The organism is Streptomyces sp. YKOK-I1 (genome assembly GCF_054660435.1).
Genome location: NZ_BAAGDR010000001.1, coordinates 2,042,102 through 2,055,123, shown reverse-complemented (window position 1 = coordinate 2,055,123; position 13,022 = coordinate 2,042,102). Strand labels below are relative to the sequence as shown.

Below are 13,022 nucleotides of genomic sequence, written 5' to 3'. Positions count from 1 at the left end.
ACGGCGGCCGGGGCGCCCCGCGGTGCCGCGGCGGGGTCAGCCGGTGTGGACCCGGGGCCGGCGCGAGCGGTTCGGCTCTGCCTCGCGCAGGACCTCGCGGGTGACCGGGGCGACCTCGCCCTGGCCGAACAGGAAGAAGCGCAGGAAGTTGGCGAACGGGTTGCCCTCGGTCCACTCGAAGTAGATGTGCGGGATGCAGCCGGTGCTGTCGCGGGTGTGCAGCAGCAGGGCCGCGAGCGCGTTCGGGATGGAGGAGGACTCCAGGGTCAGCACCCGGTAGCGGTTGTGCAGCACCTCGCCGCGGACCGTCAGGCCCGCCTCGAACTCGGAGGGGTCGAGGACCGTCACCTCGACGAAGACGAAGTCCTCGCCGGGCAGGTCGTTGTCCTCGCGGATCTGCTCGATCTTGTCGCGGTACTCGGCCTTGTCGCGCTGGTCGGGCTCGTTGGCGATGAACCGCAGCTTCCGGCTGGCCATGTCCCGGATGAAACGTTCCGCCATGGGGTCGAGGGTCACGCTCGTCACGCGCAGCTCGAAGGCGCGGGCGAGGCGGGAGAGGAGGGAGACGAGGATGATGCCGGCGATGAAGCAGGCGCCGATCTTCACACCGTCCGGGCGCTCGATGACGTTGACGACCGTGGTGTAGAGGAACACCGCCGAGATGACCGCGAAGCCGACCCTCCATCTGCGCTGTCCGGCCTTGTGGGCGGCGATGGTCACGGCGATGGCGGCGGAGCTGATGAGCACCAGGACGCCCGTGGCGTAGGCGCCGCCCTGGGCGTCGACGTCGGCGTCGAAGATCCAGGTGACCAGGAAGGCGACCAGGGTGAAGACGATGACCATCGGGCGGACCGCGCGCGCCCAGTGCGGGGCCATGCCGTAGCGCGGCAGGTAGCGGGGCATCAGGTTGAGCAGCCCGGCCATCGCGGAGGCTCCGGCGAACCAGAGGATCGCGATGGTGGAGATGTCGTAGACCGTGCCGAAGGCGCTGCCCAGGTACTCGTGGGCCAGATAGGCGAGGGCGCGGCCGTTGGCCGGGCCACCCGGTTCGAAATCCTTCTCCGGGATCAGCAGCGTGGTGATGAAGCTGGTCGCGATCAGGAAGACGCTCATGATCAGGGCGGCGGTGGTGAGCAGCTTCTTGGTGTCCCGGATCCGGCCGGTGGGCGTTTCCTCCGTGTCGTCGGCGTCGCCCTTCACGTGGGGCATGACCGCGACACCGGTCTCGAAGCCGGACAGGCCGAGCGCGAGCTTGGGGAAGACGATCAGGGCCACCCCGACCATCGCGAGGACATTGCCGTGCTCGGCCGTCAGCGCGTCGGCCCAGTCGGTGACGACATGGCCCGCGGTGACCACGTGCCAGAAGCCGACGATCACGACCACGACGTTCAGCGCGAGATAGACGCCGACCAGGGCCACCGCGACGCCGATGGCCTCCAGGAAGCCCTTCAGGAACACCGCGCCGAGCAACGCGACGAGCGCCAGCGTGATGATCATCTGCTTGTCGTGCAGGGCGCTGGTCAGATGGGGGTTCTCCACCAGGTGGGTGGAGGCGTCGGCGGCCGACAGGGTGATGGTGATCAGGAAGTCGGTGGCGGCGAAGCCCAGCAGGGTCAGCACGAACAGCTTGCCCTGCCAGAAGGACAGCAGCCGCTCCAGCATCGCGATCGAGCCCTCGCCGTGGGGGCTCTCGTCGGCCACGCGCCGGTAGACCGGCAGGGCGCCGGCCAGGGTGACGATCACCAGCACGATGGTCGCGATGGGTGACAGCAGACCGGCCGCGAGCGCGGCGATGCCGGGCTGGTAGCCCAGGGTCGAGAAGTAGTCGACGCCCGTCAGGCACATCACCCGGAACCAGGGCTGGCCCTTGTGCCGGGGCTCGGCCTCGGCCTGCCGGCCCTGCTGCGCATGGCCCTTGCCCATGTCGGAGAGGCCCTCCAGCATCCAGGCGCGCAGGCGGCCGGGGGGAGGGTGCTCGGTGGTGGCCATACGCGTGCTCCTGGGTGCGGGTCCGGCGTGGGGTTTTCGGCCATCACGCGGACGGCGGCTTCAGCGTAAGCGGAGAGTGACGCACAGGCCCGCGGATGATGGGCCGGACGGCGTCAAGCTTCCGTTAAGACCTCTTCGTAAAGTTCGCTGATGAGGCCGAATGTTTCGGAGCTCCCTCGGTCGCCGTCGGTCCCTGGTGGGTGAACAGGCGCCAGGATTCCCTGTGTTCAGGGGGTTGCCACCTGTCGGAGGGTGTCTCTAGGGTGCGGCAGCAGCGAAGCTTTCTGGATCTGGTTCGAAACTTTCGATCTATCCAAAGATCTACCGAAGGAGCGCATGATGGGCGACCCGGCACTGTCCCGCCGCGGCTTCCTGGCGGCCTCCGCCGCGGCCGGGGTGAGCATGACGGCACTGAGCGGCTGCGGCGGCGACTCGGACGGAGGGTCGTCGGGGACGACCACGATCGAGTGGTGGAACATCTCCACCACCCAGCCCACCAAGGACGTCTGGGCCGGCCTGGCCAAGCAGTTCGAGGCCGAGAACCCCAAGGTGAAGATCAAGATCGTCCAGCTGGAGAACGACCCGTACAAGTCGAAGATGACCGCGCTCACCGCCTCCGGGAAGCTGCCCGACATCTTCCACACCTGGGGCGGCGGCGTCCTGAAGCAGCAGATCGACGCCGGGCTCGTCGAGGACCTGACCGACAGGAGCAAGGGATGGGGGGACGGGCTGCTCTCCGTCGCCCGGGAGCCGTACCTCTTCGACGAGAAGGTCTACGGCATCCCCTTCGACATCGGCATGATCGGCTTCTGGTACAACAAGGCGCTCTTCAAGAAGGCCGGCCTCGCCGCTCCCCCCACCACCTGGAGCGGCTTCCTGGACGCCGTGAAGAAGCTGAAGGCCGCCGGGACCACCCCGCTCGCCCTGGCCGGCAAGGAGAAGTGGCCGGGCATGTACTACTGGGCCTACCTCGCCATGCGCACCGCCGGGATCGACGCCCTGCGCAAGGCGAACGACGACAAGGACTTCACCGGCGACGGATTCGTCCAGGCGGGTCAGCATCTCCAGGACCTCGTCGACCTCCAGCCGTTCCAGAAGGGCTTCCTCGGCGCCGCCTACAGCACCCCCACCGGCCAGGCCGCCACCATGGGCAACGGCAAGGCGGCCATGGAGCTGATGGGCCAGTGGGCGCCGGTGGTCGAGGCCGACGCGGGCAAGGGGCTCGGCGCCGACCTCGGCTTCTTCCCGTTCCCCGCGGTCGAGGGCGGCCAGGGCGCGATCACCGAGGTCTTCGGCGGCGGCGGCGGACACGCCCTGCGCAAGGGCGCCCCGCAGGCGGCCGTCGACTTCCTGAAGTTCTTCGCCTCGGCCGCCACCGACACCGAGCTGGTCAAGAAGACCGGCGTGCTGCCCGTCGTACCGGCCGCCGAGAGCGCCCTCACCGACCCCAACCTGTCGGCCGTACAGGCCCAGTTGAAGGCCGCCACCGGCTTCCAGCTCTATCTCGACCAGGCGTACGCGCCCGCCGTCGGCCAGGAGGTCAACGACAGCGTCGCCGGACTCATCGCCGGATCCAAGTCGCCCCAGCAGGTCACCGAGTCGATCACCAAGGTCGCCAAGGAAGAGCAGTAGCCGGATGGCCTCGACCTACCTCCCGGACAAGCGCAGCGCACCGGACACCGGCCGGCCGCCGCCCCTCCCCGCGGCCGCCGGCCGGACCCGGCGCCGGGTGCTGCACTGGCTCACCGCCGTCGGCTTCCAGGTGCCCGCCCTGGCGCTGTTCGGCACGCTCGTGCTGCTGCCGATGCTGTTCGCGCTGTACGCCGCGTTCTTCCGGTGGGGCGGCTTCGGGATGCCCGAGGACTTCATCGGCGGCGACAACTTCACCCGTCTCTTCCAGGACCCGGTGTTCCTCGGCGACCTGTGGCGCTGCCTCGTCCTGGTCGGGCTCTCGCTGCTGCTCCAGCTGCCGTTCGCGCTCGCCCTCGCCGTCGCCCTCAACCAGAGGATCCGCGGGCGGGCCGTCTACCGCATGCTGTTCTTCGCGCCGTACATCCTCTCCGAGGCGATCACCGGCGTGCTGTTCAGCATGATCTTCGCCCCCGACGACGGACTGGCCGACCATCTGCTGGGCGCGGTGGGCCTGGACGGGCTCGGCGGGCAGTGGTTCGCCGACCCCTCCACCGTGATGGCCACCCTGTTCCTGGTCATGACCTGGAAGTACTTCGGCTTCCACATGATGCTCTACCTGGCCGGACTCCAGTCCATCCCGGCCGAGTTGACCGAGGCCGCGCTGATCGACGGGGCCGGGCCCTGGCAGCGGTTCCGCAGCGTCACCCTGCCGCTGCTCGCCCCCACCCTGCGGATCAGCGTCTTCCTGTCGGTGATCGGCTCCATCCAGCTCTTCGACCTCGTGTGGATCGTCACCGCAGGCGGCCCCGACCACCACTCCGAGACGATGGCCGTGACCATGTTCCAGTACGGCTTCAAGCGCTACCAGGTCGGCTACGCCAGCGCGATCAGCGTGGTCATCTTCGGCATCAGCCTCGTCTTCGCCCTGGCCTACCAGCGGTTCGTGCTCCGCCGCGATCTCCAGGGCGCCACCACGACCATGCGAGGAGGCGGCTCGTGAGCGTCCGCAGAAGGGGCCGGACCCTTCCCGTGCACGCCGCGCTGGTGGTCGTCGGCGCCGTGATGGCCGTACCGCTGCTGTACGCCGTGCTGTCCGGCTTCAAGTCGACCGACCAGCTCTCCCGCAACCCCTTCGGACTGCCCGACCCATGGGTCACCTCCAACTACACCGACATCCTCGGCTCGGGCTCCTTCTGGCAGCTGCTCGGCTCCAGCACGGTGATCGCGGCCGGGACGACGGTGGTGGTGGTCGCGGTGTCCGCGCTCGCCGCGTTCTCCTTCGCCCGGTTCGCCTTCCGCGGCCGCGAGCTGCTGTTCACGCTGTTCACGATGGGGCTGATGTTCCCGTTCGCGGTGGCCGTCCTGCCGCTGTTCCTGCTGCTGCGCTCGATGGACCTGCTGGACAACCCGCTCGGGGTGATCCTGCCGCAGGCCGCCTTCGGGGTACCGATGACGATCGTCATCCTGCGCGGCTTCTTCCGGGAGATACCGGCCGAGCTGGAGGAGGCCGCGACCCTCGACGGCTGCGGGCCGCTCGGCTTCTTCTGGCGGATCCTGCTGCCGATGGCCCGGCCCGCGCTCGGCACGGTCTCCGTGCTCGCCGTCGTCGCCAGCTGGAACAACTTCCTGCTGCCGCTGCTGGTCTTCAACGAGCCGTCCTGGTGGACGCTGCCGATCGGGGTGCAGCAGTTCCAGGGCCAGTACTCCTCCGAGTACGCCCGGATCTTCGCCTATCTCGTCCTCGCCATGGTTCCCGCCCTGGCCTTCTACTCCGTCGCCGAGCGCCAGCTCGTCGGCGGTCTCGCCGCCGGCGCCACGAAGGGATGACCCGCGCCCGGCCCTGCCCGCGCCTGCCCACGCCCCACCGACCGTGAGGAGTCGCACCATGTCCAGCACCGTCCGCACCCGGCTGAGACTCGCCGGAGCGCTCGCCGCCGTCCTGGTCGCCGCCGGGATCGCCGGCGGGCCCGCCGCCCAGGCGCACGACAAGCCCCGGACCACCCTCGCGGACCTGGCCCAGCGCCACGGCCGCTACTTCGGCAGCGCCACCGACAACCCCGAACTCACCGACACCGCCTACACCCGGATCCTCGGCAGCGAGTTCGACATGATCACCCCCGGCAACGGCATGAAGTGGTACGCCACCGAACCGCAGCAGGGCGTCTTCGACTGGACCAAGGGCGACGAGATCGTGAACCTCGCCCGGGCGAACCACCAGAAGGTGCGCGCCCACACGCTCGTCTGGCACAGCCAGCTGCCCGGCTGGCTCACGGGCCGGGAGTGGACCGCCGACGAGCTACGCGCCGTACTGAAGAACCACATCCAGACCGAGGTGCGCCACTACCGGGGCAAGGTCTACGCCTGGGACGTGGTCAACGAGGCGTTCAACGAGGACGGCACCTACCGCGAGACCGTCTTCTACAAGACCCTCGGCCCCGGTTACATCGCCGACGCCCTGCGCTGGGCCCACCAGGCCGACCCCAAGGCCAAGCTGTACCTCAACGACTACAACATCGAGGCCGTCGGCCCGAAGAGCGACGCCTACTACCGGCTGGCCAAGGAGCTGAAGGCACAGGGCGTTCCGCTGCACGGCATCGGCCTCCAGGCCCATCTCGCGCTCCAGTACGGCTATCCGACCACCCTGGAGGACAACCTCCGCCGCTTCGCCCGCCTCCGCCTCGACACCGCGCTCACCGAGGTCGACATCCGGATGCTGCTGCCCGCGACCGAGGAGAAGCTGGCCCAGCAGGCCGAGTGGTACGGCGATCTGACCGAGGCCTGTCTCGCGGTGCGGCGGTGCGTCGGCATCACGGTGTGGGACTACACCGACAAGTACAGCTGGATCCCGGCCTTCTTCCCGGGGCAGGGAGCCGCCCTGCCCTGGGACGAGCAACTCGCGCCCAAGCCGGCGTACACCGCGATCCGGGAGGCGCTCGACTAGTCCTTCGGCGGTGCCGTGCTCGCGCGGGTCACCAACTCCGTGCCCAGTTCAACCCGCGGTGAGTCGGGGTGCTCGCCGCGGGCCAGCCGCAGGACCGTGCGGACGGCCAGCTTGCCCATGTCGGCGAGGGGCTGGCGGACGGTGGTCAGCGGCGGGGACGACCAGCGGACCTCGGGAAGGTCGTCGAAACCGACCACGCTCATGTCCTCCGGGACGCGCAGACCGCGCCGGCGCAGCGCCTCGATCGCGCCGAGGGCCATCTGGTCGCTCGCCGCGAAGAGCGCGGTCGGCGGTTCGGGGAGGTCGAGGAGCGCCGTGCAGCCGGTGAAGCCCGACTCGGGGTGGAAGTCGCCGGGGACGACCAGGCTCTCGTCGACGGTGAGGCCGGCCGCCTCCAGGGCGGCGCGATAGCCGTCGTGGCGGGCGCGGGAGCACAGCAGCCGGGGCGGTCCCGCGATCAGACCGATGCGGCGGTGGCCCAGGGCCAGCAGATGCTGGGTGGCGGCGAGGCCGCCGGACCAGTTGGCGGCGCCGATCGTCGGGGTGTCGAGGGCGGGGGAGCCCATCGGGTCGACGATCACCAGCGGGACGTTCAGGATGCGCAACTGCTCGTGCAGCGTGGGTTCCAGGGCCGAGGTGACCAGGATGACGCCGTCGGAGGCGCGGGCCCGCAGATTGCGCATCCACTCACGGGCGTCCCCGGAGCGGCCGTGGATCGCCGAGACGACGGTGCCCACCCCGGCCGCGTGGGCGACCTCCTCCACCCCCCGGATGATCTCCACCGCCCACGGGCTGTCGAGGTCGTTGAAGACCAGGTCGAGCAGGGCCGCGCGGGACGCGGAGGGAGCGGCGGGGCGTTTGCGGTAGCCGTGCTCGCGCAGCAGTTCCTCGACCCGGGCCCGGGTGCGCGGGGAGACGTCGGAGCGGCCGTTGACCACCCGGGAGACGGTCGGCACCGAGACCCCGGCCCGGCGGGCGATCTCCGTGATGGTGACCTTGCCCCGGCCCGCGGATGCCGTGCCGTCCGCCGTCATTCCCCCACCTCCGTCGCCTCGTTCCGGGCGCGGTGCCGAAACTTCCAGGAGTCTTCCGGAAAACCCGTGCGTACGGAAGGGAAGGCGGGGGTTACGAGGAGTGAGCGGGCCCGGACACGCGTCGGGGCCGGTTCGCAGCGGCCTGCTGCGGTCCGGCCCCTCGAAGTCCCCGGACGGCGGTCCCGCGCCGTCCGGTCCTGCTCAGGCTGCGGTCGTGACCCGGTGCGGGGCGATGACCCGGCCGTCCGGCAGGAGTTCACCGGTGTCCTCGAAGAGGAGGACGCCGTTGCACAGCAGGCTCCAGCCCTGTTCCGGGTGGTGCGCCACGAGCCGGGCGGACTCCCGGTCGGCGGAGGTTGCTGTCGGGCACGGCGGCTGGTGCTGGCACATGGATGGGTTCTTCCGCTCTGGCGTGATGTGTGTGGTGAGTGTGGTCGAGTCTGTCCCGCGGCGTGAAGCGTCGTGTACGTCGTTCATGGCCGCCCCCCGTTGTGATAAGTCGGTCGGAACCCAGTGTTGCCCTACGGACGTCGTTCCGCAGGGATTTCGCGGCACCGCCTCTCACAGGTTCATGACGCATCACCCGCGCGGGCGGTTCATCTCAACTGCACTGTCACTTCGGGTGGTTTTCAGTGGCCGGATAGGGCTAGTCCGGACGGGGGCGCGGGGACGGCGCGGGGACGGCGCGGGGACGAACACCGCGGACGGCACCGTACCCCGGAACCGCGGCCCTGGTGCCGGGGCCGTGGTGCCGGGGTACGGGGACTGCGGTCCGCGGGTGCGCGGTACCGCGTCAGGCGGGCGAGCCCAGCAGGGGCGGCGGAGCCGACGGCGTCACCCGGAGGGTCAGCACCGGGAGCAACTCGGCGACGCGGTGGGCGCGATGGGCGGCGATCCCGGGCGGCGCCGGGGCCAGCGGCACCAGCAGATCCGTCGCCGCGGGATGGCCGGTGGCACCGTCGGAGTCGGTGTCGCCGTGCAGCCAGAGCGTGAGCATGTAGAGCCCCGGCACCGACAGCAGTCGCGCCTGGTACGGCTGGGATGCCGACTCGGCCTGCCGCAGGGCGCGTTCGGTGGAGGCGATGTAGGGGCCCTCGAAGAAATGGGAGAACGCCCAGCCGTCCGGGGTGAGCCGGGTCTCGGCCGCTGCCACGGCCCGGTCGCCGCAACGGATCAGGAAGCGCCAGCCGGCCAGTCGCGTCGCGGACACGCCCTCGGCGGTGATCCGGTCCAGGACGTGCAGCGGCAGCGGGAGTTCGGGGGTGGCCTCGTCCTGTGCCGAGCGCAGGGACGGAGTTCGGGCTTCACGGACCGCGGTGGGGGAACCGAGGGCCGTGAGGACGGAGCGGAGGGCGGGCGCGGGAGCCGGAGGGACGTGCAGCGGCATGATGGGTCGCCTCTCATTCACAGGCGGTGGCGCGAGGGCGGGGGCGGACGGCGCTGTCAGCTAGCTCTCGTGAAGGTCGGAGAGGCAGGGGCCGGGGTCTTGGGACAGCCGGGGTGCGCGAGCGGCCTGCCGTCACCTGGACGACAGGCTCCTTCGACCGCGGGGTCCACCTTCTCCGCCTTGTGCGAGGAGTTTATACGACACGTGTTCAGACTGTGTTTCGTCTAGCCGCTTCCGGGACACTCGGCAAGCGTCCATTCGGTCGGCGATACGTGTGAATCATCCCGATTCAGGACGGCGGACGCCGCGATGACCTCGGGTTATGCGCACGCTATGGTCGGCCCATTCTCGTCGGATTTTTTCACGAGTTCCCGAGTTCGAGTTCCGGGAGATAGTGAAAGAGCGGTCTGCCGCTTGCCCCGTGAATGTGCCTCCGGTCAGTCCGGACGCTTCCGGTCAGCGTAGCGGGTAGCCGGAGCCGACGGGGACGTTATCGATCGGTCCGGCTGGGCATCATCCCACCTGACCCGGGAGACCGGCGGCCGGACCACCGGCCCGCCCATGCGAGGAGGGACGCTTCGATGGGGGAGAAGGTCGTGGCGGGCGCGTTCGACCTGTCCGATCGGCAGCAGTACCGCGACAAGCTCCGAAGGTGCCTGACGGGGCTGGAGCGGCTTCTGGCCCAGAAGCGCTTCGACCGGCCGAAGAACCTCATGGGGCTCGAGATCGAGCTGAATCTCGCGGGCGCCGACGGCCTGCCGAAAATGCTGAATGGCGAAGTGCTCGAACGGATCGCGAGCCGAGATTTCCAAACAGAACTCGCCATGTTCAACCTGGAAGTCAACATAGCTCCACACCGGTTGGGCGGCCGGGTATTCGACCGGCTCGCCGAGGAACTCCGTACGTCACTGGCATATGCCCATCGAAAGGCGGGCGAGGTCGACGCGGGAATCGTGATGATCGGTATTCTGCCGACTCTCGACCGTGACGACCTGGTCTCCAGCAATCTCTCCGACGTCGACCGCTACACCCTTCTCAACGACCAGATCGTGGCCGCCCGGGGCGAGGACTTCGCCCTCGACATCGAGGGCGTGGAGCACCTGTCGTGCACCTCGAAGTCGATCGTCCCCGAGGCCGCCTGCACCTCCGTGCAACTGCACCTGCAGGTCACCCCGGCCCGCTTCGCCGATGTGTGGAACGCGGCCCAGGCCGTCACCGCCGCGCAGATCGCCGTGGGTGCCAACTCGCCCTTCCTGTTCGGCCGCGAACTGTGGCACGAGTCCCGGCCCCCGCTCTTCACCCAGGCCACCGACACCCGGCCGCCCGAACTGCAGGCGCAGGGGGTACGGCCGCGGACCTGGTTCGGGGAGCGGTGGATCAGCTCGGCGTACGAGCTGTTCGAGGAGAATCTGCGCTACTTCCCCGCACTGCTGCCCCTGTGCGACGCGGAGGACCCGCTGGAGGTGCTCGAGGCGGGCGGGGTCCCGTCCCTGGCCGAGCTGGTCCTGCACAACGGGACCGTCTACCGCTGGAACCGGCCCGTGTACGGCATCGCCGACGGCGTCCCCCATCTCAGGGTGGAGAACCGGGTACTGCCCGCCGGGCCCACCGTGACCGACGTGATCGCCAACGCGGCCTTCTACTACGGCGTCGTCCGCGCCCTCGCCGAGGACGCCCGGCCGGTGTGGTCCCGGCTGCCGTTCGAGGCGGCCGAGGCCAACTTCGACGCGGCCTGCCGGTACGGCATCGACGCCCGGTTGCAGTGGCCGCGGCGCGGGCGGCTCGGGGGAGTGGGCGAGGTGGACGCGGTCAGTCTCGTACGGGAGGAGCTGCTGCCGCTCGCGGAGGCCGGGCTGGACGCGTGGGGGGTGGAGCCGGCCGACCGGGACTACTACCTCGGGGTGATCGAGGAACGGTGCCGGAGGCGGGCGAACGGGGCGACCTGGCAGGTGGCGACGTTCCGGCGGGCCGTGGACGCGGGGCTGTCGCGGGATGCGGCGCTGGCCGCGATGACGCGGCGCTATGCGGAGCTGATGCATGCGGGGGAGGCTGTGCATACGTGGCCCGTGGGGGTGCCGGAGGTGGTGTCGGTCGGGTGAGGCGGGGGGGTGTGCGGTGGTGTGCCGGGTGCGGGGCGGTGGGGGGTGATCGCGCCCACGCGGCGGAGCCGCATATGGACACAGCCCCGCGCCCCTTGAGGTCGGCATGCGCCCCGTCGGCTGTTAGGCCAGGGGTGGTTCCACTTGCTTTCGTGGCATCGGGCAAGCTGTGGTGTCCCTTGAACGGAAGCGGGTGTGCGGGTGGGCGAGGTGTACGACGAGCGGCCGTCTCGGCGGATCTTCCGGGATGAGACGCTGCTTGTGCTGGGGCTTTCGCTCGGCGCCAGCGGAGTGTCCGCGCTGATCAGTTTCATCGGGTCGGTCACCAAGCCGGGCGGGCTGAAGGACCAGGCGGCGACGCTCAACGCCTCGGCCGCGCCGGGGCGGCCCTGGCTGGACCTCGCCTGGCAGCTCTTCGGGATCGCCTCGGCGCTGGTCCCGGTGGCACTCGTCGCGCATCTGCTGGTGCGCGAGGGGCAGAGCGGGCTGCGCACGCTCGGCTTCGACCGCAGCCGGCCCTGGTGGGACCTGGGGCGCGGCGCCGGCGTCGCGGCGGTCATCGGCAGCACCGGCATCGCCTTCTACCTGCTGGCCCGCGGCCTCGGCTTCAACCTCACCGTCGTCCCCGAGGCGCTGCCCGACGTGTGGTGGAAGTTCCCCGTGCTGATCATGTCGGCGCTCCAGAACGCGATCCTCGAAGAGGTCATCGTGGTCGGCTATCTGCTGCGCCGCCTCGGACAGCTCGGCTGGACGCCCGGCACGGCGCTGGTGGCCAGTGCCGTGCTGCGCGGGTCGTACCACCTCTACCAGGGCATCGGCGGGTTCATCGGCAACATGGTGATGGGCATGGTGTTCGTCCTGCTCTACCGGCGCTGGGGGCGGGTGGGGCCGCTGGTGGCGGCCCATGCGCTGCTCGACATCGGCGCGTTCGTGGGGTACGCCCTGCTGGCCGGGAAGGTGTCCTGGCTGCCCACGGCCTGAGCCGCCGGCCGCTCACCAGGCCAGCAGCTCGCCCTCGATGACCGTCACCGCGCGGCCGGTCAGCAGGGTCCGCCCACCGCGCAGTGCGGTGCGGACCCGGCCGGAGCGGGGGGAGGCCTGGAGACCGGTGAGCGCGGTGCGGCCGAGCCGTTCGCTCCAGTAGGGGGCCAGCGCGGTGTGCGCGCTGCCGGTGACCGGGTCCTCGTCGATGCCGACGTTCGGGAAGAAGCAGCGGGAGACGAAGTCGTAGCCGAGGGCCGGGTTCTCGGCGCGGGCCGTGGCGATGATGCCGCGCCGGGAGTGGGCGCCGAGTGCCCCGTGGTCCGGCCGCAGGGCGTGCACGGTCTTCTCGTCGGCCAGCTCGACCAGCAGGTCGCCCAGATGGGGGCCGGTGTCGAGGGCGGTGAGCGGTTCGGCGCCCAGGGCCTCGGCGACCCCGTCCGGCAGGGCGACCGGGGTGAGCGGAGCGGTCGGGAAGTCCAGGGTGATCGAGCCGTCCTCGGCCGGGGTCGCGACGAGGACGCCGCTGCGGGTGGCGAACCGCACCGGGCCGGTGTGGGCGCCCGTGCCGAACAGGACGTGGGCCGTGGCCAGGGTGGCGTGGCCGCACTGGTCGACCTCGGCGACGGGGGTGAACCAGCGCAGCGCCCAGTCCGCCTCGCCGCCCGGCGGCAGGGGGTGGGCGAAGGCCGTCTCGGCGTGGTTGACCTCCAGGGCCACGTTCTGGAGCTGGTCGTCGCCAGGGAAGGCGTCGAGGAGCAGCACCCCGGCCGGGTTGCCGGCGAAGGGGCGGTCGGTGAAGGCGTCGACGATTCGAATCCGCATGGCGGTGACGGTAGGGGGTCGGCGGAGCCGTCGGCCAAGGCCAATCCAGGATGCCTGGACCGGTTCCCGCGGGCCGCTCCGGACCCGTGCTGTCGGGCCCGGTGGTGGCAGGCGCCCGACGGCACGTATCTGAC

At 70.5% G+C, this 13,022-nt stretch carries 11 protein-coding genes; 6 read left to right on the top strand and 5 right to left on the bottom strand.

The annotated features are described in order from the left end of the window. Positions 1 to 36 precede the first annotated feature (36 nt). A complete protein-coding gene (locus ACYQ8Q_RS08600; RefSeq protein ID WP_460063288.1) occupies positions 37 to 1,989 on the bottom strand; it encodes an APC family permease in 1,953 nt (650 codons plus the stop codon). Between the two features lie 339 nt (positions 1,990 to 2,328). On the opposite strand from ACYQ8Q_RS08600, the gene ACYQ8Q_RS08595 reads away from it, so the two are divergent. The 4 genes from ACYQ8Q_RS08595 (at position 2,329) to ACYQ8Q_RS08580 (ending at position 6,562) form a co-directional block, all read left to right on the top strand. Beyond that, positions 2,329 to 3,621, top strand: a complete 1,293-nt coding sequence (locus ACYQ8Q_RS08595; protein WP_460063285.1) for an extracellular solute-binding protein — start codon at positions 2,329 to 2,331, stop codon at positions 3,619 to 3,621. Positions 3,622 to 3,625: 4 nt separating this feature from the next. Next, complete coding sequence (locus tag ACYQ8Q_RS08590) at positions 3,626 to 4,621, top strand: carbohydrate ABC transporter permease (protein ID WP_460063284.1); 996 nt, start codon at positions 3,626 to 3,628, stop codon at positions 4,619 to 4,621. A gap of 62 nt (positions 4,622 to 4,683) precedes the next feature. Further along, the gene (locus tag ACYQ8Q_RS08585) at positions 4,684 to 5,448 is read left to right on the top strand and encodes a carbohydrate ABC transporter permease (protein ID WP_460073218.1); all 765 of its coding nucleotides are present in this window, start codon (positions 4,684 to 4,686) and stop codon (positions 5,446 to 5,448) included. A 58-nt stretch (positions 5,449 to 5,506) separates the two neighbouring features. Then, positions 5,507 to 6,562, top strand: a complete 1,056-nt coding sequence (locus ACYQ8Q_RS08580) for an endo-1,4-beta-xylanase (RefSeq protein ID WP_460063282.1) — start codon at positions 5,507 to 5,509, stop codon at positions 6,560 to 6,562. Here ACYQ8Q_RS08580 and ACYQ8Q_RS08575 read toward each other — a convergent pair. The 3 genes from ACYQ8Q_RS08575 to ACYQ8Q_RS08565 all read right to left on the bottom strand — a co-directional run bounded on the left by ACYQ8Q_RS08575 (position 6,559) and on the right by ACYQ8Q_RS08565 (position 8,983). Continuing rightward, positions 6,559 to 7,596, bottom strand: a complete 1,038-nt coding sequence (locus ACYQ8Q_RS08575) for a LacI family DNA-binding transcriptional regulator (protein WP_460063280.1) — start codon at positions 7,594 to 7,596, stop codon at positions 6,559 to 6,561. The genes ACYQ8Q_RS08580 and ACYQ8Q_RS08575 overlap by 4 nt on opposite strands. A 201-nt stretch (positions 7,597 to 7,797) precedes the next feature. After that, entirely contained in the window at positions 7,798 to 7,986 is a 189-nt protein-coding gene (locus ACYQ8Q_RS08570) for a DUF5999 family protein (protein WP_340383564.1), read from the bottom strand. A gap of 403 nt (positions 7,987 to 8,389) precedes the next feature. Next, entirely contained in the window at positions 8,390 to 8,983 is a 594-nt protein-coding gene (locus tag ACYQ8Q_RS08565; RefSeq protein ID WP_460063278.1) for a hypothetical protein, read from the bottom strand. Positions 8,984 to 9,564: 581 nt separating this feature from the next. Here ACYQ8Q_RS08565 and ACYQ8Q_RS08560 point away from each other — a divergent pair. Continuing rightward, entirely contained in the window at positions 9,565 to 11,082 is a 1,518-nt protein-coding gene (locus ACYQ8Q_RS08560; protein ID WP_460063277.1) for a glutamate-cysteine ligase family protein, read from the top strand. Between the two features lie 195 nt (positions 11,083 to 11,277). Further along, positions 11,278 to 12,063, top strand: a complete 786-nt coding sequence (locus tag ACYQ8Q_RS08555) for a CPBP family intramembrane glutamic endopeptidase (protein ID WP_460063275.1) — start codon at positions 11,278 to 11,280, stop codon at positions 12,061 to 12,063. Between the two features lie 12 nt (positions 12,064 to 12,075). Here ACYQ8Q_RS08555 and ACYQ8Q_RS08550 read toward each other — a convergent pair whose 3' ends face one another. Then, entirely contained in the window at positions 12,076 to 12,888 is an 813-nt protein-coding gene (locus tag ACYQ8Q_RS08550) for a PhzF family phenazine biosynthesis protein (RefSeq protein WP_460063273.1), read from the bottom strand. Positions 12,889 to 13,022: the final 134 nt, after the last annotated feature.